The following is a 26,142-nucleotide window of genomic DNA, read 5'->3' on the forward strand; positions in this document are numbered from 1 at the left end:
CGCACCGGAGCCTTTATGCTACACTGCGCACCTGAACTTTTCCCTGTGGTGTACCCGTGGCTCAAAACTCCGTATTTCTTCCTGAACAATTCCTCGCGCAAATGCGTGAGGCGCTTCCTTCTCACCTGTCGTTAGACGATTTTATCGCCGCCTGTCAGCGTCCGTTGCGCCGAAGTATTCGCGTCAATACGCTAAAAATCAGCGTCGGGGATTTTCTCGCGCTGGTATCCCCGTACAACTGGCAACTGACGCCAGTACCATGGTGTGCTGAAGGGTTCTGGATCGAGCGTGATGACGAAGATGCCGTGCCGCTGGGAAGTACCGCCGAGCATCTGAGCGGGCTGTTTTATATTCAGGAAGCCAGTTCAATGCTGCCAGTTGCCGCGTTGTTCGCCGATGACAACGCGCCTGAGCGGGTGATGGATGTGGCCGCGGCACCCGGGTCGAAAACCACGCAGATTGCCGCCCGGATGGGTAACCAGGGGGCAATTCTTGCCAATGAGTATTCCGCCAGCCGCGTCAAAGTGTTGCATGCCAACATCAGCCGCTGCGGTATTCATAATGTTGCCCTGACACACTTCGACGGGCGCGTGTTCGGTGCTGCCCTGCCGGAAGCCTTTGATGCTATTCTGCTGGATGCTCCCTGCTCCGGGGAAGGTGTGGTGCGTAAAGATCCTGATGCGTTAAAGAACTGGTCTGTTGAAAGCAACCTTGAGATCGCTGCTACCCAGCGTGAGCTGATCGACAGCGCATTTCATGCACTGCGGCCAGGCGGCACATTGATTTACTCCACCTGCACACTGAACCGGGATGAAAACGAAGACGTCTGTCTGTGGCTGAAGGGGCAATATCCCGATGCCGTCGAGTTTCTGCCGCTCAACGATCTGTTCCCCACGGCAAAAGAGGCCATCACGCCTGAAGGATTCCTGCATGTTTTCCCGCAGATCTATGACTGTGAAGGTTTTTTTGTTGCCCGACTGCGTAAAGCTGTCGCCGTTGCCCCCCTGCCCGCTCCAACGTTTAAGGTCGGCAATTTCCCGTTCACACCGCTGAAAGGCCGAGAGGCCGAGCAGGTCACCCTCGCCGCCAGAAAAGCCGGGCTTTCCTGGGATGAAACGCACCATCTCTGGTTACGTGAGAAAGAGATTTGGCTTTTCCCGGCCAGTATTGAACCGCTTATTGGCAAAGTACGTTTTTCCCGTATCGGGATCCGTCTGGCGGAAGTTCATAATAAAGGCTATCGCTGGCAGCATGAGGCTGTTATCGCCCTCGCCGGACACGAGAATACGTTTGCCCTGACACATCAGGAAGCCGAAGAGTGGTACCGTGGTCGCGATGTTTATCCTGTCAGTACGCCATCGAATGATGAAGTTGTGGTTACGTATCAGGGATACCCGTTGGGGCTGGCTAAAAAAGTGGGCTCACGACTGAAGAACAGCTATCCGCGTGAACTAGTGCGAGATGGTCGGCTGTTTACCGGTAACGATCGCACCGCCTGAAAAAAAGCGCATTTTTTTACTGGCGATTTCGCTCTCCTTGTCTACGATCAAAAATGGATGACCGTACTGGTCATACCAGATTTTGACAATCGACCCGGAGAGCAATATGACGAAAACCAGCGTGCGTATTGGCGCTTTTGAGATTGACGACGCAGAACTGCGCGGCGAAATACAAGGCGATCGAACGTTAAGTATTCCCTGCAAATCCGACCCGGATTTGTGTATGCAACTCGATGCCTGGGATGCGGACATCAGCGTCCCGGCAATTCTTGATGGCGAACACTCTGTCCTTTACCGTGAGCATTACGATAGCAAAACTGATGCCTGGGTCATGCGCCTTGCCTGACCTAAAGAGAACCCGCCCGAAGGCGGGTTATTTATTATTGCAGTTGTGCCAGCGTAAAGTAACCGTCAAAAACAGCCCCCGTGTCGATATAGTGTAAATTATCAAAATCATACCTTCGGTCGACAGGCGTATGTCCGAACCAGAAATGATCCGCTCCGCGAATTCCCTGCCCTTTACCCACCATAAACCCCATCAACCGATCGCGATCCCATAATACGCGCTGGGCGCTTACCGGTTTTTGCCAGCGGTATTCCTCCGCAGGATAATCAGCATGGGCGATCACATTCAGGCCATTTGCACAGGTGATCTCGATAATATGCGGCAAACTGCGACAGGCATTGAGCAGCGATAGCGCCAGCTGTTGCTGGTCACGTTCAAGGCGTGCAAACCACATTCCGCCATTCATCGTCCAGAGCGAAAAATCATTATTATCCAGGCTGTCGATTGCCATTTGTTCATGATTGCCGCGCACCGCGCGAAACCATTTTTCATTGATTAGCCCCAGGCATTTAACGCTGTCAGGACCACGATCAATCAAATCCCCGACGGAGATCAGTAAATCCTCATATGGATTAAAATGACGACGTTTCAGTTCATCCATCAGCCACTGGTAACAACCATGAATGTCGCTAACAACCCAGACGTGACGCCACCTCCCACCTTCTAATCGCTGATACATAACACCTCCTGTAGCGAGTATAGTTGCACCAGACTTATCCGGAGAGACGCAATCCAGCAGTGCTTTCCACAAAGCTAAACAAACAGTAAACTAAGGATAAATAAATATTTCACCAGTATTAATCCAGTTTTGCATGCCCCCTAAAATATGCAATGCATAAAATTTGAGGTTTTCCCGTGTCAAATACGCGCCTGCAAGACGATGCAGCACATTCGCATCGTACCCATATCATTTCCGAACTGGTGAAAGGTCAACTCGTCCCAGGCCCTATCTGGCAAAAACGCGAGTATCGACTTAAATTTCTATTACGTTCGCTGCTTTTCTGGTCTTCAACGCACCGAATGCTCGATGCGCTGGCCCGTCGCGACGATTTTGACCAACTTCTGGCCTCGCAAATCACGCTGCCAAGTAAAACCCATCGTCAGTATCTGATGCGTGGCATGAATGCCAACGCGCGTGCCGACGCTATCATTAGTCATTATCAGTGGATTGACTCTCTGAAAGATGCCGGGCTGGTCAACGCTTTAACTGGCCCCCAGGAGCAATCTATTGTTGAGTTTCATGCAAAAGATGGCGTGAGCTATAACGTCAATGCCATGAACGCCAGTAAAGCGGAGCGCGAAGGCGAGTGTACGCTGTGGCTGCGAGACAATGAAAATACCCTGCTTGCGAGCGTGACCTTTTGCGTCGCCCGGGAAAACGGGGAATATGTGCTGGTGATTGGCGGTCTTCAGGGACCTCGCCGCAGCGTATCCCGTGATGTGATCAAGCAGGCAACACGAGCCTGCCACGGCCTTTTCCCTAAGCGAGTATTAATGGAGGTGCTTTTCCAGCTTGCAACACTCTCCGGTATCAAAGCGATTTATGCCGTCAGCGATGAAGGGCATATCTTCCGTGCTCTGCGTTATCGCCTGAGTAAAGGCCGTCATTTCCACGCCAGTTACGATGAGTTTTGGGCCTCTATCGACGGTCAAAAGCGCTCAACATTCAGCTGGCAACTGCCCTTGCAGATGGAACGCAAATCCCTTGAGGAGATTGCCAGTAAAAAACGTGCCGAATATCGCCGTCGCTTTGAACTCCTTGATGAAATTGAGGCATCTGTTAAATCGCGCTTCTAAGCACTGCATAGGCTTTCGCTGACTGCGCACAAAAATTTAACAAAACAGGCAAAAAGGGCTGGACTTCCGCATGCTGTGTTGTGTTATGTTTTAGTAAGACACACACAGTGTGCACGCTGTAAAAGAAAGAAGGCGTTGGATTTATTCGTTTACTTTCATACAGATAAAAAGAGACCGAATACGATTCCTGTTTCCGCTACAACCAGCCCTTTTTGATATAATTCATATAGTTACATGTCAGAAACCCGTTAAATACGGGTTTCAATGCTTACCAATACATCTATTCAAGATCAAACCGTTGCTATCTTTTTCGAGTGAGCGACGAGTGAACTTCGGGATCGCTTTGATCCGAAAACATCCCCTCTTTTGCGTAGCTCCTTCCAGTTTCGAAACACACCTCTTTACGCCTTCCATTAGCATCAGCATAATCGCCGCGAATCCGTTTGTAAGACTTACCTGGTGCGCACCTCTTCTTACATCACTGGACAATCATCGAACTCGCCAGAGCGAGCATCGTTGATGCTGTACGTGATCACTCCAAACACCGGACGAGATGTGTCTGATGCTTCATTCTTATCAGGCAGCCTCTCCCGCTTGCCGTTCTCAAGATTTTCCAGATGCGGTTGTGGGTGAGTACGGTAGCGCATAATCCTGAACTCACCATCAATAGCACACACAAGCAGAGAACCGTCTTTCGGTGTCAGTGATGAATCGACGATAAGCATTGCGCCCTTCATGATCCCAGCACGCAGGTATGTTGTGCCGGCTATCATCATGTATGTGGCTGATGGATGAGCGATAAGACGCTTATCGAGAGATATGCGCTCTTCAACGTAGTCTTGCGCAGGACTTGGAAATCCCATGATGCACCTCCGATAGTTACTGTATATGCATACAGTATTATTGATCGGTGGCGTCGATCAAGTGTATGTAACAAAAATTCGCGCCCTTTACGAATGATGATTCTTGGCGCGACATCATCTTACGTGCTAATATTTTTTCATTTTCAAGTGGATAAAGATGAAAAGTCTAAACTCACAATACCTGTCAAGGATTGACCATCTTCGTTTTTTTGCAGCAACATTTGTTGTTTTTGTTCATTCTTATACGGCATTCGGAGGAAAAGAATCGAACAATCCATTAATAAATTTCATGCTCGCTGGTGATACGGGAGTTACGTTATTTTTAGTGCTTAGTGGTTTTCTATTCACCATAATATCTGATGGAGGGAAAAAAGATATTTCTTATAAATCTTTTATCTTCAATAGATTTATACGTATCTTCCCACTCCTTTCTGTAGCATGGATTACTGCCATGTCTCTATCGAGAGGTACCGCCACATTTTCTGATGCGTTATCCTTGTTCCTTTTTTCAAATTTGCAATCGTCCCCATTATTAGCACATTTTGGCCAAACCTGGACTATAGCGGTTGAGTTTCAGTTTTATTTAATATTCCCGTTCCTTGCTCTTTTTCTTAACAGATACGGTGTGAAGTATATTGTGTATCTGTCTCTTTTTTGGCTTGCGTGGAGAGCCATGATAGTAGCAATCTATGGCGGGGAGCTTGGATCGGATTCATATCTGAATAATCATTATTACTACTTAACAATGCTTGGACGATTTGACCAGCTATTAATTGGGATGGTATTTGGATATCTATATATAAACTATAAGGATAAATTCGCTAATCCGATCTTTATCATCGCCAGCTCTGCAATTGTCTTCTTTTCTCTTTTGGCGCTAAGATCTGAAGGTCTGTGGTACATACCAACACCATATGTAACCTCTTTATCATATCTGGAGGCTTGTATGTGGGGTGTTTTTGTACTTTCTTACTTGTCGTCAAGCATAAAGATACCTTACATCATAGACAATGTGACCTGCTCCCCGTTGATTAGTACACCCCGATGTTAGTAATGTCTTCATAAGCCACATGAGGACATCCCCATGAAGAAGCGTTTTTCCGACGAACAGATCATCAGTATTCTCCGCGAAGCCGAAGCTGGGGTACCCGCCCGTGAACTCTGCCGCAAGCATGCCATTTCCGATGCCACGTTTTACACCTGGCGTAAGAAGTATGGCGGTATGGCGGTGCCTGAAGTTAAGCGCCTGAAGTCGCTTGAGGAAGAGAACGCCAGACTCAAGAAGCTGCTTGCCGAAGCCATGCTGGATAAAGAGGCGCTTCAGGTGGCTCTTGGGCGAAAGTACTGACGACAGACCAGAAGCGGGAAGCCGTGATGTTGATGTGTGATGCGACCGGTCTGTCGCAACGTCGTGCCTGCAGGCTTACAGGTTTATCCCTGTCGACCTGCCGCTATGAGGCTCACCGTCCGGCTGCTGATGCGCATTTATCAGGGCGCATCACTGAGCTGGCACTGGAGCGCAGGCGTTTTGGCTACCGTCGTATTTGGCAGTTGCTGCGCCGTGAAGGGCTTCATGTTAATCATAAGCGCGTGTACCGGCTTTATCACCTCAGTGGCCTGGGCGTAAAACGCAGAAGACGTCGTAAAGGGCTGGCAACAGAACGTCTGCCGCTGCTCCGTCCGGCGGCGCCCAATCTGACCTGGTCGATGGATTTCGTCATGGACGCACTTTCCACCGGTCGCAGGATCAAGTGTCTTACCTGCGTCGATGATTTCACAAAGGAATGCCTGACGGTCACTGTTGCCTTTGGGATTTCAGGCGTTCAGGTCACGCGTATTCTGGACAGCATTGCACTGTTTCGAGGCTATCCGGCGACGATAAGAACTGACCAGGGGCCGGAGTTCACTTGCCGTGCACTGGATCAATGGGCCTTTGAGCATGGTGTTGAGTTGCGCTTAATCCAGCCGGGCAAGCCAACGCAGAACGGATTTATTGAGAGCTTTAACGGACGATTTCGCGATGAATGTTTGAATGAGCACTGGTTCAGCGATATCGTTCATGCCAGGAAAATTATTAATGACTGGCGGCAGGATTATAACGAATGCCGCCCGCACTCCACGCTGAATTATCAGACACCGTCTGAATTTGCAGCGGGCTGGAGAAAGGGTCATTCTGAGAATGAAGATTCCGACGTTACTAACTGAGTGTTGTATCTAATCGTGGGGGCAGGTCAAATGCATTATCTAAGCTTGGTGAAGTAAGCTTTTCTGAATACATATTGCACGGTGTGGTTCTTTACTCATTCCATAAAACATTCGGAATTCCGAGGTTTGTTGCAAATGACAATATCAATGCTGTAATTAACTTTCTAATTCTACTTCCTGCAATTCTCGTCTTTTCCAAGATATGTTTTGAATTGATTGAAAAACCATTTCTTGGATTTAGAAAGAGATACGCGAAATAAGTATGAGCCCTCCAGGGAGGGCTTTTTCTGAAAAAAAACTTTTACACGGGCTCAAAAAAACCGCATTCTTCATCATCGCAAAACCACCACTTCCCATTCAGATAATCTTGCTGATGCATTGTTGAGCCGCATATCGGACAGAATTTCACGGTAGAGTCCTGCTGCTGCAGTATCTGTTGTTCTTCGTTTGATTGTGTTTCCATGATGACCACCTTATACAGGATATTGTAATTTTGCAGCAGCGATATCTGATACGTACTTAGCTTTTCGCTGGGTAATTTGATCTCTAACGGCTTGCTGCTTAGTTTGCCCTGATGGACCATCACTTACCATTGCTGCAACGTATGCATCATTTAACTGACCTCTGTCATTTTTATATTCTGATGCAAGCCGCGCAAGTGCGTCTGAAAGCAATACGCTATTTGGCACTGCTGGCTTGTCAATCCATGCAGGCATGCCATCAACAACTCCAAGCATCTTCCCATCTGGCGGCATTGCTCTGTATGTTTGGAAAAGGCTGTCAACAACGTCTACCGCATCAGACAAATTCCACCCGGCAGATTCATAATCTTGTAGCATCGATTTTGGGAAGAATGAAACATGCAATGCTGACCATACGTAATTATTCATATCAACTCCCAAACGCCAGATAATATACAGTATATGTACCACTGGTATTCGTATAAATGTTAAACCTGTCGTTTCCTGGAATGTATGTGTTAAAAGAGACTGTGTTTGCATACAAGCCATTACTAACTAATGTGACAACAACACTTGAGCAGGAATTTGGGAATGGCACTGGAAAGAAGACGCCATTCCCTGTAGTACCAGAAGCGATTCCAGATGCGTTGCCACCCATCATTACCATGCCGCCTGGCAATTTGTACCAAAATGCCGATGATGTCGACCCGCTTAAAAAAGAACTCATATCGGGAATTTGTGAGGAGCCTGTACCTACGTTTCTTGTAGCTGTTGTTCCAAGCCCCAGGACGCTCCTTAATCCTGATGCATCTTTTCCACTAAGAGTGGTGAGAGTTGCATCCAGAGGCTGGGCACCAACGTCAGCCGCTGTAGGTTTCCGCCTGTCATGATAAAGCTCGCTTATCTCAGAGGATCCACCAAAAACCTGACGACCTAGAAATGCTCTGAACGCTCCACCAAAAACCTGACGACCTAGAAATGCTCTGAACGCTCCACCATAAGCAACAGCAATCTGAGCCCATTCAGTAGGTGTGGGACCACCGGCCTGCATTAGGGCGACGCTTACTGGGTACAGGTTATTTGCCTGGTAAGGTTCATACATGAACCCACCAACATGGCTGCCACCCCCTGCGCTCCCCTGAAGGCTTCCACCTACCCCATAGTCTCCTTTATGCAAAATATCGGAGAGCCCAAGATATTTTAAAATATCGGCAACAGTTCCTTTACCAATAATATCTCTTCCAACTGATGTTAGATCTGTTTGGGAAGCATTATCCGTCCCGATGAAATATGGTAGTTTGTTTACCCCAGTAGGAAGAGCAGCAAGAGACGTAAGAGTAGCGTCAAGGGGCTGAAAATTATTAAGGATGTAGCCCAAAGTTCCTGCAGTCATCATATTTGCTGCAATGTCGTTTGCAGACCATGCTCTCGCGGTTGTTCCTTCCTGTGCACGATCGATTGTCATGGTGTCACCGGAACGCGCTGTGACATGAACGATTTCTGTTATTTGCCCTGTTGCTGCATCTACTAAAGTAAGCTTGAAAAAACTAGTACCAGAAACTGGTGCTGGAAACAATGCACCGGTACCGGTATTTACAGTCATTGATGTTGCACTGGAGCTAATGCCTGCTGCCAGCACAGTTTGCGCATTGTTAGCTGCTAAAAGTGTGAGTGCCATTTATCCTCCGGGATACGGGCAATAAAAAACCCGCGCAATGCGGGCTCTTAGTGTTAAAATGAAATTAAAATTAACGAGGATTTCTGAATGAAAAACTTATCAGTGTCTATTTCTAAATTTCTTCTGGCATCTGTAGGTGCGATTACAATATTGCTTTCAACTTTCCTTATATTTTTAATTTTCGATATGTGGATTAAGGAAGGAATCCCACCTTTCGAGAACATTAAATTCAGCATTGCTGTTTTCTTTACAGTTATCATGCTGCTTGTTATATGTCAGTGCCTTAAACATTTTACTGACATGGAAATTGATAGTCGAAACAATACTAACCAATGATAGTCACGCTCACTGGTTGATAAAACGGCATGTGTAGCAACCCGCTGTCAAAGGCCTGTTTGAAGAGAGCGGCATATTCATAATTGTCGCTATTTATAAGCAGGCTATTCTTCTGATTGTATGACCGTGTATTGAAAGAAAAGCCATTAAAAATAGTGGCATCGGTTAGTTTTCTGTATCCCTTAATTATTGATATGCTCGCGCCCGCCCCAGAGAAGAGAACTGAAATACTCCACCGCTGATCATTAACGACATCGACACCGTCAATGCCAGTCAAGAACCTCATGATTCGGCGCTTCAGCCATGGGATGGTGAAATAATACCCATCACCTTTGTAAAAATTCCAGGTCATGATGCGTTTAAACAAATCATCAGAAACGACAACCTGATCAGACTGATTAACCACCTTTCTGCCATTGAATGGCAGCTGGTTAAACTGAACGGTGTTGTATGAACCGAAAACGGATTGCTTTCCACTGACAAGTACCGGCGGCTTGACGCCATAAATCCCCCTGGCAATCCATTTCAACTGATCGCCAGCATTGTACCCCCCGACAAAGATCGGAAGGTTGGCTTTAATCATCCATGAATAAATATCCTGAGCCATTGTGTTATACGCGGTGACGAACGCCTGTAGATCATCATCGTCGTTATACTGCGTATACAGGTATGATTTAATGATATCTTCCAGCATGTTATATCCCGTCGACAATTACCCCATTCGAGGCTATGTACCAGTAACTGTATGGGTCACCGCTGATTATATTTGTTCCGGAATCGACTCCTGTGATAACACCATTTACCGTAACAATAACGTTCAGTGTTGAAATCAGGCTCATATCCAGCGTGCTGTTAATCGCCTGAAGAAAAACATCCTTGACGTTATTGATATTCATCGGCTTTCCGGCAAATATACCGTTCACGTAGTCGATAACTGGCTGTGATACCAGTGAGGCGATAGTCGCATCCGTCAGGTAGTTAGCACTTTCCGTCGCCCACTCAAACTTTATTGTCACCAACTGTTGAAGCGGGATCACGAAGGGAATGACGTAGTTGTCAGGCCAGTCATTGATCGTAAAGACATTATTCCTCAGGTTCGGGGTGACAATGCCTCCGCCCGTCCACGTGCCGGATGAAGCCGTGTTTATGCCGATGGAAAAGGTATGCGGACTCAGAACGGTAATGGTAAGTGGCACGTTATTGACGCCGCTCATTCCGGTGACGCCGGTGATATTAATAACTTGCCCAGTGCTGAATCCATGGGTGATGTCAGTCGTGATAACGCCAGGGTTTGCATTGGTAATGCCCGTGACATTGAGGTCCGTGCCTTTGAGCCTGCTGATGTCTCCTGCTGATTTATAAATGGCTCCTGCCATTTCATAAATATCGCCACCGCCGCACATTACAATCCATGCATTGCCGCTCTGAACGACTGAAACCAGCCGGGCCTGAACATTGCTCAGGTCGGTTAATTTCTGGCGGATAAAGCCAGGATACCCCTGAACGGTTGACATCTGGCCTTCCCAGACGCGCTCGCGAAACTCGTAATCAGTTTCTTTCGCACCGCCTGGCGTACCGGAAACAGGGTTGGTACAGGTCAGGGTAATATCCGACGGCAGACTGGTAAGGATCTGGTTAACTGAGCCCACAGGAACAGCCCACGAACCCGTATTCGTTGCAATGGCTGTTACCATCGAGCTGACACCAGAAGACAGGACCACTGTCGCATCGGAGATCTGGTAGGTATACGTTCCGTCGCTGACCAGAAAACCCTGCGGGATAACGAATCCAGCCGGGCCAGAAAACGTAACCGGAACGGTAGTTTCTCCTTGAGTTTTTTGTGGGCTGATACCTGACTGCTGAGCCAGAAGGTTCAGCATGTACATATTCGCCTTCAGCGGACCTACGGAGTTGATTAGGTCAACGCGGATCTGATCGGCAATGAGCAGCGCGCCAACGTCGGTACCAACGATATCCTCAATCAGAGAGCCTGGGAGATCTGTCGTGATGCCTGGTGATAATTCTGTGGCTCTTGAAACTAAGTCGGCGCGCAGCTCTTCGGATGTTTTCGGCACTGGCCCGGCTGCGTCATAGCTAACGGACAAATCACTCATACGTTCACCGTTGTGATAATTTTAGAACCGGCGTTCGTAATCGCCGAAATGTTGTATACAGGCGGGTCATCACTCACAAGGGCGATCTGCAGCGATGAAAAATACGGACTAAATTGCCGCTGAAGCCTGTCGACATAATAGGTGGGTAGCACCTGCTGAATGACCGAGCTCTGCGCCGGAATGCCATTATTTGCAAAAAATGGTGACTCCTGCGGCGCCAGCTTCAGATTCTGGATCAGCGTCGTAAGATAGATGGAGTCGTTGAAGCCATTTTCATCCGGAACCACCAGCACCCACTTACCATTTGCATCTCTCCCGTAGGTTCTCATTGTGTGATATTCCCGTTGAAAGTGGTGGTTGGGACCCCAGTATTTGAACCGCCATTACCGTTTGAATGCTGATGAGAATTCACCCATGCAACCAAGGCGGCCCAGCCGGTATGCATAATCTCAGGGCTGGTGCTGGCAGTTGAATCCTGCAGCTTTCCGCTCTGGCCTGTAATACTCCACATTCCCTGCGTAAGTGTTAGCACCGTGCTGCCGACTGTTACCTTAAACAAATCGACGGCCGCAATCGTCACGCTTTCAGGCGTTAACAGAAACGTCGTGTTGCTTCCCTGGTCCCGGATAGTCACACCCTCAGGACCGTAAATAGTGACAACGTTCCCGTCGACGGCCTCCCATTCGGTGTTACTGATCGGCAGGTATACCAGAGCGCTCAGGTTGGCCGGCGGGGTCAGGTCAGCAATACCGCCGCCCTGCCCGCTTACGCCCCCAAGATAGGTGTCGGCAGGAATGACAATGCCTTTGTCCCCCGGCTGCATCGGATATCGGATGTACTGCGGGCCGAAAAGTGGGATCGTGACATTCGGGAAAACGTATGGCGTGTCATGTAGCTCGAAAGACACGGTGACCATGTTTCCCTGCTGCTCAACAATGCTGGCCGGCAGGATTTTCCCGGCCGCCTGGAACGCCTCATTAAACTTCTGCTCGGCGAACCTGTTCATGTTCCTGCCGAAATTAAGCTTCTGGTCAACACTCATTTTGTCTTAACCGCCTCCGCCGGGTATGCCTCAATCACGGTGATCCACGCTTCCGCTGTTGGCTGCCTGCTGTTACCCAGCAACCTTACCGATTGAACGACGAATTCACCGTTGAAAGCCGAGTCATCGCGAAACTGCGAGTAGGAAGAAGCCTGAATCATTGGCCTGGACTTTTCCGGCATAAGGATATGGTCACCAGTCTGCAGGTCTGCGCGCATGACGCAGATGACGCTGACAACGCCAAAACTGATCCACGTTGGCTGGCCGATCAGGTCATTGAAATTTATCTGGACAGGATTTTTACTCCTTTCCGTCGCGCTGGTTTTCGATCCCTGATCTGGATGGTTAGCGTAATCGTTATCCCATACCCGGATTTCGTTGCCGTTGACTACGGCAATTTCCACGCCCGTATAGCCTGGGTCTTTGATACGCGAGAGGGAAAATGCTCTCAGGTTTTTTGCCAGCTCAGCGAGGGAACCGCAGAACATGGGGCGATCGTAATTCAGCGTCAGCCTGTCACTGATGCTTATGTTCGGCGTAAAGCCGCCCATCGTCATGACACATTGTGTCAGCGCAACGGAGAGTTTCTGCCCCATAGACCATGGCATTGTTAGCTGGAGAGGAACCATTTGCCCGCGGTTCGTGGTGTTAACCGGCCCAGCGACAATAATGAAGTCCAGCCTCAGCTCTGTGCCCTGCCAGTTACCGAAAACCTGAAAAATGGTCCCCTCAATGGCAAGCTTTTTATCCCACACTCCCGCCAGCGGCAGACCTTTCGACATCCCCGCAAAGATCTGAATTCGCTTACCATAGAGGTTCTGTCTGGCCTGCTGCATGTCTTTTGGGCCTATACCCCATACAGTGAGATGGGTTTCCCCTGCTGGCGTGGATTCGCCAAATCGCATGATGTCGAACTCGACCATCAGCGCGCCTGGGTTATAGACCCCATTCTTCAGGCTGGTATATTGCTGGATTAGGGTGTCGCCATCAAAAATGTTAATTTCGTAATAGCGCATCAGCTCGTTACCTCAATCTGCCCGTTTTTTTCACGCCAGATCATGGTCGTCGATGTGAACACCCCATTCAGGAGGTTTATTCCACCAGAAGATGTCGACCCAACAACGGCAGTATTCAGCACCGTGTTTCCGGCGCTGTTGGTGATCAGCAAATACCAGCGCTGCCCGGCGATGTTCCATTTCATCTGGCAGGTGTAGACCGTCCCGTCGAGAACCGGCGAGAACGTCATGCTCTTCCTCTCAAGCCCGGTAAACGGGTAATTGACGGTGCTCATATGCCAAATACCCCCTGCAGCTTGCCGATCACGCCCGTTATCGCCTCTGTAACCGATCCGCCAAGCGATGTGTTACCCAGTGCACTGACGGTGTTTGTCCATGCGCTGCTGTTATTCTGGTCACCACCATCGATTTTGCTGAGGAAACTGTTTACTGCCTGATCAGCTGCAGTTTCGCTAATCAGCGGCTGCTCGAAATCCCAGAGCCATGAGCGCTGAGGCAGAGGATCATTACCGGTTGAGCTGTCCTTAACAGTTTTCAGAATGCAGTTGTTGTAGATGATTGACGGCGTGGCCACGATGTAAGTCCCGCCCAGGTTGGCATGCGCCTGAAGCACCGCCTGCAGCGCGCTCAGCGTTACCAGCTTGGTCATGGCTCCGGTATTCTCGTTCACTGGCGCATCCATCATCAGGCTGACCCTCAGTGGCTGTGCAAGAAGCGCGTTAGCTGCGACAGTCTGGTTAGCGAACGGATAGCGAGCGATGTCATAGTCAACCATCGTTGCGCCCTGAACAGGCCGCCAGTGACAGAAATATTTATCAAGATCGGTAAGGTTGATTGCCCCACCAATCAGCCCGGTCACAAAGCTGGCGCTCTGGGTGAGCGCGACTATCGGCAGCATGCCGCCGGGTATAGCATCCGCAACTCCATTGCAGAGGATAACTGGGGATATTTCAAAGCCAAGACGGTACAGCTCGCGAGTAAATGCCATTATTATCGAACTCCGAGTTGAGAGCTGGAAACAACGGCATTTCCGCCAGTGTTGTTATAAACGACCATCCCAGAGCCGTTCCCAGTAAGCCCTCTGTCAACAATCTGTTGCAGCAGTTGGTTGGTCTTGTTCGTGTTTTTGGCAACCTCTGAATTGTCGCTGCCGTTTTCTATTGCTGGGGTTTTACGTGAACCCTGCATTTCCGCGTACTGCTCTTTAGCGCTTAGCGCAGGAACTCCGTAAATCTGCTGGTATTTTTCATTAACCCTTCCTGGATATGCGATGTTCTCGGCACTACCACGCCTGACTCCGCCGTTGTAATACCGCAATGCTTCCTCCAGATCACCACCAGCATTTTTGTTAGCCCAGTTCATCCCGTCACGCAGAACTCTTGCCCCAGCCATGATGTTATCGTGAGGATCGAATGGCTTTTCTCCCGGCTTGAAGTTGTCTGGCATAACTTGCATTAACCCTTGCGCGCCAGCCTTGGAAACTGCGTTTTGGTCCCATGATGACTCAGCCGCAGCCAGGGCCTTTAATAGCTTCGGATCAACGTTGTATTTTTTAGCCGCCTCTTCGAAATACTCATCGTATTGAACCGGAGCAACTCCCGAAGCCAGTTTTAACTTTTTCAACCAACCGGGAACGTTCGGATCGCTCTCACTTCCAGGAACATAATCAGGGCCGCCGTTCGGGTCGTGGACAGTCTGGTTGTTAAGCATTGGCGAGGAGGCCGCCATAAACTCACTCACGCTGGCTTTGCCAGTGAATAGGTCAATTACTCTACCTATCGACTGACCTAGCCTACGCAGGCCATCCATAAAATCATCAACATCTTTGGCGAAATCAGGGGATGCGAGATAATTTCCAAATTTCTCAATCCCCACCGCCAGGCTATCAATCCATTTACCCAGTTCAGGTGACTGCAACACGGTATCAATGGCGCCAGCCAGCGCATCAGAGAGTTTGCTCAGCTGCGGGGTGAGCGGGCCGAGCCCGCGCACAAACGCATTTCGAATACTCTGGCTACTGTAATCCAGTTGGACGTTGAAATCCTGCCACTGCCGCGCCTGCTGATCGGTGATCTGCAGTAACTTCGCATCCTTCTGCGCCCGGCGCTCCATCGCATCTATTTCTTCATCGCTCATATTTTTAAAGCGATTCAGGTCATCCAGGCTGAAGAAGTTCGTCAGTCCGTAGGCGTTAGCCCCCTGCAGGGTGCTGCCGTTTTTTACAAAGATGTCTCGCGCATTGCGAATCATCTGCGGCAGGAGTTTGGCCGGGTCCTGGTCAGGGTTGTTGATCCCCATAGCCTGGAATGTCCAGCGCCTTGACAGATCCATCTGGCTGTCGCGGATAGCGCCCAGCGTTCCCGTCGGGTTGCCAAGCGCTTTCTGGTAGTTAATGGCTGTCGAGTCCAGCGCGCCGATGCTCGTCCCGATCCCGAGAGAGGTGAAACGCTGGGACCCGGTCGTGGCCGCCAGCCGGTTAAGCCCGAAAAGACCGCCGACACCCAGCACGCCGGTGAACAGGCCGACAATTCCACCCCATGACAGCAGGCTTGTGGTTGCATCCCTGATGTGCCCGGCCAGCGATTTCGCGTCCTTCGTGGCGTCACTCAAAAAACCCTTTGATGAGCGAGTTTTCTTGTTGAAGTCTTCCTGACTCTTGTTGGCCCTGTCCAGACTGTCGGTAAGCCGCTCAAGGCCGCTGTTTATCGACAGAATCGCGCTTGCCCCCTCAGAAAAGGCTTTAGCCAGTAGGTCGCCCTCTGTTTTCGCTTTCGCCGTCTCTTTGGTGGCATCAGTAGCACCATGCGCCAGCCCTCGCCATGCTTCAGGGAGTTCCTCTAATGCAGCCTGATATTCTTTAAACTTCTCCATAAACGCGACAAACTTGTCGTCATTTACGTCAATATCGACAATAGACTTAGCCACCATTGAAGGAACCCCTGTCTTTTAGCGCGGAAATAATGTAACGCTGGCGGTACTGCGCCGGGCTGGCGAACTCTTCGCCGGTAATTTCCCTGATCACCCGCCAGAAACCCTCGTTAGACGCCCAGTCTAGGAGGGTATGTATGACGTTTCCGGCTGGGCACTCTGGGTCTGGATATCGGTAGGCGGATTCGACGTCAGCAACGAATCGCGGAACGCCGTAACGCTCAATGATTCGAGTTGCCCACCGAACATGCCGATCACTGATCCCACTGTCGGCGCTATCAGCTGTGCTTTCTGAATGGCAGAGGAAACCATAAAAAAAACCACCTCACCTTCAACTTCGCGGTATTCGTCAGGGGAGATAATCCCCTGCTTCATCGCGGCGTCGAATGATGTTGTTTTCCAGGTTCCACCGTCATTCCAGACCACAGATGTAAGGCGCTGGATCTCGTCAACGATATTTGGCCCGTGCTGCCCGTTATCAGCATTGAGCTCCTGCTCGCGCTTGAGCTTTTTGCGGAGCATCATTGCGGCGACGCGCGCCGCGCCCAGACCGCCGACCTGCGAGATGAAGTTGGTAAAGAGGTTGCCCAGCAGCAGGCAGTGCTCCTCCACCACCTCATACGGGAACGGGGTTACATGCAGGTACACGATTGACCCGTCTTCCCGGGTGATGTTTGTTACCAGGTTGAGCTTTTTGTCAATTTTCACAATCAGACCCACATGTTGTCGTTAGCCAGGATGTATCCGCTGATGGTCACCACGTACCCGGCATCCATGCCGGTAAACGGCAGTTCGTTGAAGTTCACCAGATAAGCGTTAAGCACGGTGAAATTGCTCAGCGTGTTCGCGTCCGGGGTGATTACAACCTCGCCCAGTGCCGTATCGGTGGCGAAGCGGTTTTTGTAGCTGTCGCTCAGGCCCTGGGTGCGCAGCAGATGGACGGTGACGGTCACCTGCTGATATGGCGCCTGGCTGCCTACAGTGCCGGTAAGCGTCGGGATAATGTCCGTCGCCGGGCCATCAGGACGCATGCTGATGGCGTCCTTGCCAAGATAAGAGGCGGTGATGTTCAGCGCTGGCACGTCAGTTACCGACACCGCGCCGCGTACACGATTGAGGAATCCCTGAGGTACTAATGGGTTTGCCATTTTTTACGCCCCTACAAAGTTGGTTACGTTCACGTTAAACGTGATGGATTCGAAGCCGCGGCGCGGCGTCATCACGGCGCTCAGGCCGTTATATTTGCCAGCGGCGTAATCGGACGGATTCAGGCTGGTGTAATTCGCGAACGGCACGGCGTTAATCACCGCGTTACCAGCATACGTGCCTTTCTCGTATTCGGTGTTGAAGTCCTGCTGAGTCAGGCCGGTACCAATCACACGCCCCAGGATCAGGCCGTAACTGATACCGTTGCGCAGCGTCTTCAGCGCGCGGCGCTGCAGGCGGTCGATACCGTTCTGCTCGTAGTACAGCGGGTTAACATTGGTGTTTGACCCGTTGATGATTTCGTTGGCCAGGTCGAGCTCGAGGTTGATTGCAGTCCACGCCACGGAATACCAGTAGTTGAACGGATTGCCGTCCAGCATGTGGCCTGCCACCAGCATTTTGTTGCTCAGCCCACCTTCCGCGGCGGTACCGACGTAGTTGATGCTGTTGTCCTGGAGCTGCTTTAGCAGCGTGCCATTACCTTCGACCGGATACTCTGTAACCCCGTAACCAAAGCGGTACGCCATTGGCGGTACCATGTTTGATGAGCCAGGATCGTTTGCCAGAGATGACTGGAACGGGAACGCCATGGAAAACTCACCAGCGGGGATGTTTGTTGACTCCACGCCTGCAAGAACAGATTTGTTTTTGGTGGCGACCCACGCCGGATAGGTGGCAATCGTGGTGGTAACGAAGAAATAAACCAGTGACGCCGGACTGGTATACAGACCTGTCAGGGTTTTAAACGTCGGCTCGCCATCCCACTCGCGCGGCACCAGGTACGAGAAGAATTTCTGGTAGGTGTTACCCAGAGAGATATCCTCATCGATGAAGTCGGCCAGTGCAGCCACAGCAGCAGCAACAGATACGTCACCGAGCTCCAGCACATAGACCGCGCGGGTAGTTCCCTGGGACCAGAACGTGGTGTTCATCTCGATGATTTCGTTTGCCGCCACTGTTTTCACCGTACCCATGACTGTTGCCGTGCCAGGGTCTGTCGCCAGCGGATAAGTGAAGGCGGTAGAAGTGGTCACAGTGGCGGTTACGGCGCGGTTATACGCTGCTGGAGTAACGCCAGAGACTACCAGCGGGATAGTATCTCCAACATTCCAGCCATGCGCCGCTGAAAGGGTTACCGTGACCACGCCGGTTGCCCAGGTGATCGTTGAAATAGTTTTAGCCGGTGAGGTGATATCCTTCAGATCGTCTTTCGTCGTCAGGAGCTGATACTCACCTGCAGCCAGGGTTGTTCCGCCCATGGAGATCATCGCGCCGGATTTGAGCAGCTGAGAGGGCTTCGGTGGGTTAGTCACCGAGACGTTAATGTTAACAATTGCCATTTATTTATTTCTCCGGGTACATGCTGCAAATGCATGCGCAGATGATGTGCACCGGGCGGAAATGGTGTGATTTCGTTAGTTTCGATGATCGCCTGCCGCCTGACCTCGCCTATTTCAAGAAGCGCATTCATTTCGACGAAGAGCTGGCGCGCGAAATCGAGTCTGAGGTTAAGAGCTTCCTTGCAGATCTGGAATCTGAAATTCAGAAAATCACAGAGCGTGCAGCATGAAACGCACACCCTTTTACCGCAGACCCGGGCGAACCGGGCAATTCTCCGGCCTTCGTGAGCGCTTTATCTGGATGATTCAGACGCGTGGCCGCCCGGTAACAGGCAGCGAAATCGCCGAGAAGTTTGGCGTAACGCTCATCGAGTTTAACAGGGTGGCCAACGGCATCACACGCGGATCCGGACAGATAGCGCAGATAGTTGAGTCGGAAAAGTGGATCAACGAGGACGGCATCTGCGACCGGACTTTCGACCTCGTCACGAAGCCAAAGGTCATTACACCACAGGGTAAATCGCGGTTGTTCACCCGGCGCGCCATAGAGCAATCGCAGGAAGGTAGACGGCAGGAGTGCATTGCGCGTGCCGCCCGCCGTCGTCGCCTGATTGCTCAGGGCCTCTACATCGACGAAATGGAGTCAGTGCTATGAAAGCGTGGTCACTCGAAGAGCTTGCGCTGCTGTGGCGACACTCAAACGCCGAAGTCGCAGAGATTACCGGCCGAAGCATTGAAGAGGTCGGAGATAAGCGGCTGCAAACCAATATGGAGCGTAATGGCTGGGATGTTAACGATCCGGAGCGGGAGGATATATGACGGATTTCACCGGCAGCAACACTCCATCGGATCAGCGCGATCTCTGGCGTACTCCACCAGCCCTCTTCGCTTCCCTTGATGCTGAGTTTTGCTTTCAACTGGATGCCGCCGCGGCGCCGCATAACGCGCTATGCTGTAAGTTCATCACCGCCGAGCAGAACACGCTGCAAACGCCCTGGGCTGATTACATGAGCATTCCAGGATACATCTGGCTGAACCCGCCATACAGCGATATCACACCGTTCGTTAAGAAGGCCGCCGCCGAGAGCGCCAACCAGATCGGCACGGTCATGCTTGTCCCAGCTGACACTTCGGTTGGCTGGTTTAAGGAGGCTATCCAGACCGCCAGCGAGGTTCGCTTAATCACCGCTGGGCGGCTGGCATTTATCAACCCGGTTACCGGTAAGCCAGTCAGTGGCAACAATAAAGGGTCGATGCTCATCATCTGGCGACCTTACCCGCGGACACACTGCCACTTCGCAACTGTGGACCGGGACGAGCTGATGGCTTTCGGGGCGAAACTTCTCGCCCGCCGGGAGGCCGCATGACGCCAGCAAATGAAAACGCTATCCGCGCCGCCTGCCGCCGTTGCACCGAAGAAATCCAGCAGGCCATGCGCAAGAAGCCAAAGCCTAACTGGAACGAAACGGTGCCTCCCATCATCAACAAGCATCACAAGAAAATTGAAGCTTTGGGAGTAAGCCTCCTGGAGTTCATCGTATACACAGGGCGGCTTAATCGTCGCTTCGGAGCAGAACAATGACAACAGAATTTAAAGCCCTACCCGTCGAACGCGACCAATACGGCTACTGGACTCACCCGCTTTACGATGAATTTTGCGATGGCCGCGAATCCATTTCGCCCATTGAGTTCAACGCATGGCTGGAGAAGAACGGCCTCGAGTGGAAAGTGATTTATCGCGATGAGGACGACGCTGATCCAGATGTTGACGGCTATGACATTTCGGCGTGGCAGCCAGAAACACCCGCCGGTTGTGGTTGGTTTGTCGGTTCAATTCACGACACTGAAGATGGCGCGGTATGCATCTGGCTGCGGCACGCTGGCGGCGCCGCATGAAGGCACTAATAACCCGGGAGCTTAAAGCTCCTTTTTTATTGCTGGCGTTTACCTTCGCCCGAATTAATCGACAGTTCCGGGAGCATTGACCATGGCCGACATCATCGATACCGCAGCAGAGATTGAAGAGCTTCAGCGTAACGCTGCCCTTTCCGCTCACCGGCTCAACCGCAACGCCGTATCAGCTGAGCATTGTGCGGAGTGCGACGAACCAATTCCCGAGCCGCGGCGCGCTGCCGTTCCCGGCTGCAAGACATGCGCGGAGTGCCAGGGTGTTATCGAATTGAGGAATAAGCAAAGGGGGATCCAGTGAAAGAGCGTGGAATGATTTTTAATGGCGAGATGGTGCGCGCCATCCTCGACGGCAGGAAGACGCAGACGCGGCGCATCATGAAAGTTCAGCCGTCTGATGGTTTCCACCCAACGCATAATGGTTACGATCTGGATTTAAACGCACACTGGTACACACCTGGCGTGGTCGATAAAAACGGATACCTGCAGCCTGCAAAGAAAGATGTATTTGGCGTTGCTGATGAGAATGAAGGCTACACCTGCCCGTTCGGTGCCGTCGGCGATCGCATCTGGGTGCGCGAAACATGGGCTGAAGCTGGTGCTGGCGCGCCGGACCTGAAACTTTATCGCGCGGATTACCCTGAGCACGTTCCAACTCATTACGAGAATGTTCCGCCGGCTGATGAAATACTCTGGACGCCTTCGATTCACATGCCGCGCTGGGCCAGTCGTCTAACTCTGGAGATTACCGGCGTGCGTGTTGAGCGACTTAGAGATCTGAGTGAGGACGATGCAAAGTCAGAAGGCATTACGCCGCCTTCCGGCGGGGTTCTTCCCGGATGGGAATATCGCATTAACTTCCGTGACCTTTGGATGAGCATCTACGGAGCCGACAACTGGGAAACTAACCCATGGGTTTGGGTTATCGAATTTAAGGTGGTGCCCAATGTTCAGGATCATCCAGCCTAATACCTGGTACGCCGATCCCCACGGCGCGCCCTGCAAAATCCTCCGCGCTACCCACGAAGTTATCCACTACATCCGCAATGGTCGCACCTGCATAGCCAGCATGGGCCGCTTTCAAAACGAGTTCGAACCGCTAACCAAAGACGAGGCCAAGCGGATCGCCGAAGAAATCGAAACAGCAGAGCACCTGAAGAAGCTGCGCGCCCAGCGCGCGGCGTGAGGAGGGATTATGCGCATCACTATAAATGTTAATTCCACTCTTGATGTGGAGGCGGCCATGGCAGCTCTGCGCCATTTCATCAAAGAGAAGAAGCCTGATGATGGGACGAGCGATGTGTGGGGGATCGGCATTACCGGCGGCACCTATTTTTCAGTAGGCGTAAAGCCAAACGGAAATTACACCGTTAAGCAACAAGAATGAGAAGGAGTAACCATGAAGAAAAACTCAGTGGAACGCCGGCTGCTTGGGATGAACCATTAGCGCAGCAACACTCAGCTTATGCAGTTCGTGTCGTGGCATGTTGCAGCCAAAACGGGAAAACCGGCCCCTGGATGGATTGCTGTGCGAACGCGTAGCTCTGACTTTTGCTATTTCACTGAATGACGCAACTGATAGCCAGTTATGAGCTGGCTATTGGGTGCGAAAGCACTGCTCCGTTATCCCTTTTGCCCGGCCATGCGCCGGGCTTCTTTTTGCCTGATTTCGATTAATCAACACGTCAACGCAGCCTCGCATATAATGCCTGGCGGCTAAGGAGTTCTCATGGCTAAGCTTCTCAACTTGCAGGAATGGGCTGCTGAGGTCTACACGACTCCCCCCTCCATTTCCACTCTGCGTCGATGGACGCGGGAGGGGCGAATTTATCCCGCGCCAGAGCTGCACGGAAAGGAATATAAGGTTCAGCCTGACGCTATCTACGTGGATCCGCGCAAGAAGAACCTGCGCTCTAAACCGAAACACACCAAACTGCCGTCCGGCGGCACCTTACTGGAGAGACTGACTCATGGCGAAAAGGCCAGTACGTTACGACGCTAACCTGCCCCGTAACCTGACCTACCGTAAAAGAGACAGACTTTACAGCTGGCGCAATCCGGTGACCGGGCAGGAGATATCTCTTGGCCGAATTGATCGCAAGGACGCTGTTGCCCAGGCCATTGAGGCCAACAACTACATCGACCAGAATTACCTCCCCTCTTCTCTCCTGGATCGCATAAAAGACGTGCCCACTTTCACAGTGGCCGCATGGCTGGAGCGTTACGAGGTGATTCTCGAGCGGCGCGAGCTGAAACCAAACACGATGAAGGTCAGGCGAAACCAGATCGCCACCATAAAGGAAGAGTTCGGCAAAATTCCCCTCACTTCCGTCACGACAAAGGATATCGCCTCATTTCTTGAATCGTACATTCTCTGCGATAAAAAGAGCATGGCTTCCGGGCTGCGGTCTGTTCTGATGGACATCTTCAGGGAGGCGATCGTAGAAGGACATGTCGACAGGAACCCGGCAGAGCCGACGCGAACGCCGACGCCGAAAGTTAAGCGAGAGCGCCTGTTGCTCGAACAATTCACCATCATCCGCCAAGCCGCGTTAACCCATTCTGACTGGGCACCAAATGCATGCGATTTGGCACTGGTCACCGGCCAGCGAAGGGAAGATATCTCTCTTTTCAGGTTTAGTGACGTCAAAGATGGCAGGCTGTTCGTTACTCAGGAGAAAACAGGTCACAAACTGGCGATCCCCCTTGATTTGAGGCTGGACGTCGCAGGACTTGTATTGCAGGATGTCATTGAACGATGCCGGGTAAATAACCCTTCCGACTTCATGCTTTACTCGCCGGTTCGCCGTGGCGGGAGAAAGCCGGGGCCGCTAACGCCTGACGGTCTTACCCAGGCGTTCGCAGAGATAAGGGATTCGACCGGGTTAAAATTCGGACCTAACCCACCGCCTTTCCATGAGATAAGGAGTCTGGCGAGCAGGCTATATGAAAAGGAGCGCGGAGAAGAATTTGCTCAGCGTTTACTCGGCCACAAAAATTTAACAATGACCAAAAAATACCTGGACGCACGCGGTGCAGAGTATGTTATGGTTTAGACAGGATATGGAATATTCGAGTAATTTTCGGGGGATTTCGTGTTGATACCGAAAAAACCTTTGAGAAACAAATATATAAAAAGAGACCGAATACGATTCCTGTATTCGGTCCAGGGAAATGGCTCTTGGGAGAGAGCCGTGCGCTAAAAGTTGGCATTAATGCAGGCTAAGTCGCCTTGCCTTTTAAGAATAGATGACGACGCCAGGTTTTCCAGTCCACAGCTAAAGCGGCCTGAAAAAAAGCGTAAGAGCATCATAAAAAGTAAAAAACCGCAGTGCTTTCGCAAGCATCTGCGGTTTTTTATTGGAAACCTGAACATTAACAGAGCTTGTCGGCACGCTCGATAAACGGTGCCAGACTCATCTTCTGTCCCGGATGAGCCGGGTCATCAATCTGAATAACACTGATCGGCTGGCCACTGCTCTTACCGCTAGCCACCTGTTGCTCTGCGGTCTCATTTAACGGGTATTGCACCAGCGTACTTGGGTTGATCGCATATAATGCATGACCCGGACGGCAAGTCAGCATTACCTCTTCGCGATTGAAAGCCCATTTGTCTTTACCCACCTCAAAACGGCTGACGGTAATCACCTGCGGTGCAGCCAGAGCACTCCCCGTGCAGGCCAGTAATAAGAGAGAAAGTACTGTCTTTTTCATATGCTATTTAACCTTATCAGAAGGGTTCCCAGGTAGCGAACAGACTGACCGTTGCCAGCACCAGCGTTCCCAGCACCACCTCTGCCTGTGTCATCCTGATAAAAATCTGTTGCGCTTGTCCGGTCTCCGGACGAAACCGTGGCACCAGAAAATACCGATTTGCCAGTGCAATTGCTACCATCAACGCCACCAGCGCACATTTGAACAACAAAAACTGCACGTAGTCAGACTGCCATGGGATCTGGATGCCAGTGATAAACAGCGTGTTGATAATGCCAGTGAGCAGCACACCCGCAACGGCATAATGGCCGACACGCGAGAAACGCATCATGGTGTAGATAGCGGCATTTTGCCAGCGCCCTTTCGCCAGACGCATGCAGAACAGCAGCGGAAGTAATCCGCCAAGCCAGGTTGCGGCACACAGCAGGTGAAAAGCGTGATTAAGACGCTGCAAAGCCCCTGTCGGACCGTCGCTCATCGCCGCGTGCCCTACCCCTGCCAGCAGAATAAGCTGACCCATTGCGAGCAATAACAGCCGTGAACCTTTCAGGGGAGCGAGCCATGCAGCTCCGACAGTAATGGCAGCAAGAATCATTTGCCACAGCCAGACGCTGCCAAACTGCGTCGCCAGCACGCTACGCCAGATCTCCGGGGAAAAGACATCTCCCCAGCCACTACCCATCAATCCCCCCTGAAACACAAACATCAGGAGTGCAGCACCCAGGCTGATTAAAGATGCCACTTTCTGCTGTAACTGGAAACGCCGGGACATCAGGCGGTGGAGTGAGGAAGGCGCAAACCAGACGCTGTAAAGCGCATTGCCAAAAATGAGCATCAGCGCCCCGAAATGGATAAATCGCAACACGACATAAATCAGGGCCAGCATGCTATTTCACGCTAAAGTGGTAGCTGCCTTTGGTTTTATGGCCGTCTACGGAGACCACATGCCAGTCGACCTGATAGGTCCCGGGCGTCAGCGGTTGTTCCAGCGGAACCGTCAGCTGAGCGTTGTTCTTTTCGTCTCGTTTAACCGTACCTGTTTTCATAACCTGCTTTTGTGCATCCGTGACCACGACCCCACTAAAACCAGGTTCGATACCTTCCGAAAAAATCAACGTAAGGACCTGGGGTGGTGTCACCTGGCTTTCTGCCGCCGGGGTTTGCTGTTTAAGATGAGCATGCGCCAGCACAGAAGGCGTCATGACCAATGATGCCAGAAAGGCAAGCGCGCATACCGCGCGGGAAGTGGTTAGTCCCATCGCAATCATTCCTTTTTGTTATGTCTGTATGCTAAAGAATAACGCTGTATAATAAACGAGTCGAGGATCATCCCGCCTCCGCTTGTCATCATCGTGCAATCGCGGTAACGTTGCCGCCGCATAATAAGGAGAAGGAAATGAAGATCAATCTGGCCACCCTTCCTCAGGACGAGATGGATAAAGTGAATGTCGATCTCGCTGCCGCAGGCGTCGCGTTTAAAGAGCGTTACAACATGCCCATCGTGGCTGAGGTTGTTGAACGTGAACAACCGGCTCATCTGCGCGACTGGTTTCGCGAAAGATTAATTGCCCACCGTCTCGCATCGGTCAACCTTTCTCGTTTGCCCTACGAGCCTAAAGTTAAATAAGCTTAAAAAGTCGTTACACTTCCTTACGCGGAATATGCCAGGATAAGAAAACCCTGATTAAT

General features: G+C 51.1%; 36 protein-coding genes and 1 pseudogene. 18 read left to right on the forward strand and 19 right to left on the reverse strand.

The genetic code is table 11. From position 1 onward, the window contains the following. The first annotated feature begins 56 nt into the window (after positions 1–56). Together rsmF and ACLHV8_RS12590 are read left to right on the forward strand one after the other, a co-directional pair. A complete protein-coding gene (rsmF, locus tag ACLHV8_RS12585) occupies positions 57–1,499 on the forward strand; it encodes a 16S rRNA (cytosine(1407)-C(5))-methyltransferase RsmF (RefSeq protein ID WP_049008511.1) in 1,443 nt (480 codons plus the stop codon). Positions 1,500–1,605: 106 nt separating this feature from the next. After that, positions 1,606–1,845, forward strand: coding sequence for a YebV family protein (locus ACLHV8_RS12590; RefSeq protein ID WP_028018652.1), 240 nt, complete (start codon positions 1,606–1,608; stop codon positions 1,843–1,845). A gap of 34 nt (positions 1,846–1,879) precedes the next feature. On the opposite strand, the gene pphA is transcribed toward ACLHV8_RS12590, so the two are convergent. Continuing rightward, the gene (pphA, locus tag ACLHV8_RS12595) at positions 1,880–2,524 is read right to left on the reverse strand and encodes a protein-serine/threonine phosphatase (protein ID WP_208594410.1); all 645 of its coding nucleotides are present in this window, start codon (positions 2,522–2,524) and stop codon (positions 1,880–1,882) included. Between the two features lie 176 nt (positions 2,525–2,700). Here pphA and ACLHV8_RS12600 point away from each other — a divergent pair, with 176 nt between their 5' ends. Beyond that, entirely contained in the window at positions 2,701–3,642 is a 942-nt protein-coding gene (locus tag ACLHV8_RS12600; RefSeq protein ID WP_049008507.1) for a VirK/YbjX family protein, read from the forward strand. Between the two features lie 473 nt (positions 3,643–4,115). On the opposite strand, the gene ACLHV8_RS12605 is transcribed toward ACLHV8_RS12600, so the two are convergent. Beyond that, complete coding sequence (locus tag ACLHV8_RS12605) at positions 4,116–4,505, reverse strand: S24 family peptidase (protein WP_410376902.1); 390 nt, start codon at positions 4,503–4,505, stop codon at positions 4,116–4,118. 157 nt (positions 4,506–4,662) lie between these two features. Here ACLHV8_RS12605 and ACLHV8_RS12610 point away from each other — a divergent pair, with 157 nt between their 5' ends. Together ACLHV8_RS12610 and ACLHV8_RS12615 are read left to right on the forward strand one after the other, a co-directional pair. Next, entirely contained in the window at positions 4,663–5,556 is an 894-nt protein-coding gene (locus ACLHV8_RS12610; protein ID WP_410376903.1) for an acyltransferase family protein, read from the forward strand. Positions 5,557–5,589: 33 nt separating this feature from the next. Beyond that, positions 5,590–6,710, forward strand: a protein-coding gene (locus ACLHV8_RS12615; RefSeq protein ID WP_121528277.1) for an IS3-like element ISSen4 family transposase whose coding sequence is annotated in 2 segments (ribosomal slippage) — positions 5,590–5,848 and positions 5,848–6,710 — 1,122 coding nt in all. Because the reading frame shifts where the segments join, the coding sequence is not laid out codon by codon here. Positions 6,711–7,011: 301 nt separating this feature from the next. On the opposite strand, the gene ACLHV8_RS12620 is transcribed toward ACLHV8_RS12615, so the two are convergent. From ACLHV8_RS12620 to ACLHV8_RS12685, 14 genes are all read right to left on the reverse strand, one after another. Continuing rightward, on the reverse strand, positions 7,012–7,173 hold the full coding sequence (locus ACLHV8_RS12620) for a hypothetical protein (protein WP_410376904.1): 162 nt from the start codon (positions 7,171–7,173) through the stop codon (positions 7,012–7,014). 10 nt (positions 7,174–7,183) lie between these two features. Then, the gene (locus ACLHV8_RS12625; protein WP_410376905.1) at positions 7,184–7,600 is read right to left on the reverse strand and encodes a tail assembly chaperone; all 417 of its coding nucleotides are present in this window, start codon (positions 7,598–7,600) and stop codon (positions 7,184–7,186) included. A gap of 1 nt (position 7,601) precedes the next feature. Beyond that, a complete protein-coding gene (locus tag ACLHV8_RS12630; protein ID WP_410376906.1) occupies positions 7,602–8,849 on the reverse strand; it encodes a hypothetical protein in 1,248 nt (415 codons plus the stop codon). A gap of 325 nt (positions 8,850–9,174) precedes the next feature. Continuing rightward, a complete protein-coding gene (locus ACLHV8_RS12635; protein WP_410376907.1) occupies positions 9,175–9,879 on the reverse strand; it encodes a hypothetical protein in 705 nt (234 codons plus the stop codon). 1 nt (position 9,880) lies between these two features. Next, the gene (locus tag ACLHV8_RS12640; protein ID WP_410376908.1) at positions 9,881–11,299 is read right to left on the reverse strand and encodes a ubiquitin-activating E1 FCCH domain-containing protein; all 1,419 of its coding nucleotides are present in this window, start codon (positions 11,297–11,299) and stop codon (positions 9,881–9,883) included. Further along, positions 11,296–11,628 carry a hypothetical protein gene (locus ACLHV8_RS12645; protein ID WP_151571603.1) on the reverse strand — a complete coding sequence of 111 codons (333 nt, stop codon included), beginning with the start codon at positions 11,626–11,628 and terminating at the stop codon, positions 11,296–11,298. Before ACLHV8_RS12645 ends, ACLHV8_RS12640 begins: the two co-directional genes overlap by 4 nt. Further along, positions 11,625–12,341 (reverse strand): hypothetical protein, encoded by a 717-nt coding sequence (locus ACLHV8_RS12650; protein WP_208594289.1) that lies wholly within the window; start codon positions 12,339–12,341, stop codon positions 11,625–11,627. Before ACLHV8_RS12650 ends, ACLHV8_RS12645 begins: the two co-directional genes overlap by 4 nt. Then, the gene (locus ACLHV8_RS12655; RefSeq protein ID WP_333487902.1) at positions 12,338–13,357 is read right to left on the reverse strand and encodes a hypothetical protein; all 1,020 of its coding nucleotides are present in this window, start codon (positions 13,355–13,357) and stop codon (positions 12,338–12,340) included. The genes ACLHV8_RS12650 and ACLHV8_RS12655 overlap by 4 nt, the downstream gene beginning before the upstream one ends. Further along, entirely contained in the window at positions 13,357–13,632 is a 276-nt protein-coding gene (locus ACLHV8_RS12660; protein ID WP_333487901.1) for a hypothetical protein, read from the reverse strand. The genes ACLHV8_RS12655 and ACLHV8_RS12660 overlap by 1 nt, the downstream gene beginning before the upstream one ends. Further along, positions 13,629–14,345, reverse strand: a complete 717-nt coding sequence (locus ACLHV8_RS12665; RefSeq protein WP_410376909.1) for a hypothetical protein — start codon at positions 14,343–14,345, stop codon at positions 13,629–13,631. Before ACLHV8_RS12665 ends, ACLHV8_RS12660 begins: the two co-directional genes overlap by 4 nt. 2 nt (positions 14,346–14,347) lie before the next feature. Next, the gene (locus ACLHV8_RS12670) at positions 14,348–16,285 is read right to left on the reverse strand and encodes a lytic transglycosylase domain-containing protein (RefSeq protein ID WP_410376910.1); all 1,938 of its coding nucleotides are present in this window, start codon (positions 16,283–16,285) and stop codon (positions 14,348–14,350) included. A 123-nt stretch (positions 16,286–16,408) separates the two neighbouring features. Further along, the gene (locus ACLHV8_RS12675; RefSeq protein ID WP_224435084.1) at positions 16,409–16,993 is read right to left on the reverse strand and encodes a hypothetical protein; all 585 of its coding nucleotides are present in this window, start codon (positions 16,991–16,993) and stop codon (positions 16,409–16,411) included. Positions 16,994–16,995: 2 nt separating this feature from the next. Continuing rightward, positions 16,996–17,433 (reverse strand): hypothetical protein, encoded by a 438-nt coding sequence (locus tag ACLHV8_RS12680; RefSeq protein WP_023327272.1) that lies wholly within the window; start codon positions 17,431–17,433, stop codon positions 16,996–16,998. 3 nt (positions 17,434–17,436) lie between these two features. Then, positions 17,437–18,831, reverse strand: coding sequence for a hypothetical protein (locus ACLHV8_RS12685; RefSeq protein ID WP_410376911.1), 1,395 nt, complete (start codon positions 18,829–18,831; stop codon positions 17,437–17,439). Positions 18,832–18,848: 17 nt separating this feature from the next. On the opposite strand from ACLHV8_RS12685, the pseudogene ACLHV8_RS12690 reads away from it, so the two are divergent. The 12 genes and pseudogenes from ACLHV8_RS12690 to ACLHV8_RS12745 form a co-directional block, all read left to right on the forward strand. After that, a pseudogene (locus ACLHV8_RS12690) lies at positions 18,849–19,061 on the forward strand (exonuclease); the annotation flags it as partial. Beyond that, positions 19,058–19,486, forward strand: a complete 429-nt coding sequence (locus tag ACLHV8_RS12695) for a regulator (RefSeq protein WP_410376912.1) — start codon at positions 19,058–19,060, stop codon at positions 19,484–19,486. The pseudogene ACLHV8_RS12690 and the gene ACLHV8_RS12695, both read left to right, overlap by 4 nt. Then, positions 19,483–19,650, forward strand: a complete 168-nt coding sequence (locus ACLHV8_RS12700) for a hypothetical protein (RefSeq protein ID WP_237422456.1) — start codon at positions 19,483–19,485, stop codon at positions 19,648–19,650. The genes ACLHV8_RS12695 and ACLHV8_RS12700 overlap by 4 nt, the downstream gene beginning before the upstream one ends. Beyond that, positions 19,647–20,198 carry a phage N-6-adenine-methyltransferase gene (locus ACLHV8_RS12705; protein WP_410376913.1) on the forward strand — a complete coding sequence of 184 codons (552 nt, stop codon included), beginning with the start codon at positions 19,647–19,649 and terminating at the stop codon, positions 20,196–20,198. The genes ACLHV8_RS12700 and ACLHV8_RS12705 overlap by 4 nt, the downstream gene beginning before the upstream one ends. Beyond that, positions 20,195–20,413, forward strand: a complete 219-nt coding sequence (locus ACLHV8_RS12710; protein ID WP_410376914.1) for a hypothetical protein — start codon at positions 20,195–20,197, stop codon at positions 20,411–20,413. Before ACLHV8_RS12705 ends, ACLHV8_RS12710 begins: the two co-directional genes overlap by 4 nt. Continuing rightward, on the forward strand, positions 20,410–20,727 hold the full coding sequence (locus ACLHV8_RS12715) for a hypothetical protein (RefSeq protein ID WP_410376790.1): 318 nt from the start codon (positions 20,410–20,412) through the stop codon (positions 20,725–20,727). Before ACLHV8_RS12710 ends, ACLHV8_RS12715 begins: the two co-directional genes overlap by 4 nt. 91 nt (positions 20,728–20,818) lie before the next feature. Beyond that, entirely contained in the window at positions 20,819–21,040 is a 222-nt protein-coding gene (locus ACLHV8_RS12720; protein WP_410376915.1) for a TraR/DksA family transcriptional regulator, read from the forward strand. Between the two features lie 11 nt (positions 21,041–21,051). Further along, a complete protein-coding gene (locus ACLHV8_RS12725; protein ID WP_410377044.1) occupies positions 21,052–21,708 on the forward strand; it encodes a hypothetical protein in 657 nt (218 codons plus the stop codon). Then, positions 21,686–21,925, forward strand: a complete 240-nt coding sequence (locus ACLHV8_RS12730) for a DUF4222 domain-containing protein (protein WP_410376916.1) — start codon at positions 21,686–21,688, stop codon at positions 21,923–21,925. The genes ACLHV8_RS12725 and ACLHV8_RS12730 overlap by 23 nt, the downstream gene beginning before the upstream one ends. 9 nt (positions 21,926–21,934) lie before the next feature. Further along, positions 21,935–22,126 carry a hypothetical protein gene (locus ACLHV8_RS12735; RefSeq protein WP_410376917.1) on the forward strand — a complete coding sequence of 64 codons (192 nt, stop codon included), beginning with the start codon at positions 21,935–21,937 and terminating at the stop codon, positions 22,124–22,126. Between the two features lie 342 nt (positions 22,127–22,468). Continuing rightward, complete coding sequence (locus ACLHV8_RS12740) at positions 22,469–22,741, forward strand: excisionase (protein WP_410376918.1); 273 nt, start codon at positions 22,469–22,471, stop codon at positions 22,739–22,741. Beyond that, positions 22,710–23,795 carry a tyrosine-type recombinase/integrase gene (locus ACLHV8_RS12745; protein ID WP_410376919.1) on the forward strand — a complete coding sequence of 362 codons (1,086 nt, stop codon included), beginning with the start codon at positions 22,710–22,712 and terminating at the stop codon, positions 23,793–23,795. The genes ACLHV8_RS12740 and ACLHV8_RS12745 overlap by 32 nt, the downstream gene beginning before the upstream one ends. A 319-nt stretch (positions 23,796–24,114) precedes the next feature. Here ACLHV8_RS12745 and ACLHV8_RS12750 read toward each other — a convergent pair whose 3' ends face one another. The 3 genes from ACLHV8_RS12750 to yobA are packed head-to-tail and all read right to left on the reverse strand — an operon-like array spanning position 24,115 to position 25,712. Beyond that, entirely contained in the window at positions 24,115–24,453 is a 339-nt protein-coding gene (locus ACLHV8_RS12750) for a YebY family protein (protein WP_049008505.1), read from the reverse strand. A gap of 16 nt (positions 24,454–24,469) precedes the next feature. Further along, positions 24,470–25,339, reverse strand: a complete 870-nt coding sequence (gene copD / locus ACLHV8_RS12755; protein ID WP_208594409.1) for a copper homeostasis membrane protein CopD — start codon at positions 25,337–25,339, stop codon at positions 24,470–24,472. Position 25,340: 1 nt separating this feature from the next. Further along, positions 25,341–25,712, reverse strand: coding sequence for a CopC domain-containing protein YobA (yobA, locus tag ACLHV8_RS12760; RefSeq protein WP_049008501.1), 372 nt, complete (start codon positions 25,710–25,712; stop codon positions 25,341–25,343). Positions 25,713–25,849: 137 nt separating this feature from the next. Here yobA and ACLHV8_RS12765 point away from each other — a divergent pair, with 137 nt between their 5' ends. Beyond that, positions 25,850–26,080 (forward strand): DNA polymerase III subunit theta, encoded by a 231-nt coding sequence (locus ACLHV8_RS12765; protein ID WP_028018646.1) that lies wholly within the window; start codon positions 25,850–25,852, stop codon positions 26,078–26,080. The last annotated feature ends 62 nt before the right edge of the window (positions 26,081–26,142 follow it).

Origin of the sequence: Enterobacter sp. CPE_E863 (assembly GCF_046521465.1) — a bacterium.
Lineage (GTDB): Bacteria > Pseudomonadota > Gammaproteobacteria > Enterobacterales > Enterobacteriaceae > Enterobacter > Enterobacter adelaidei.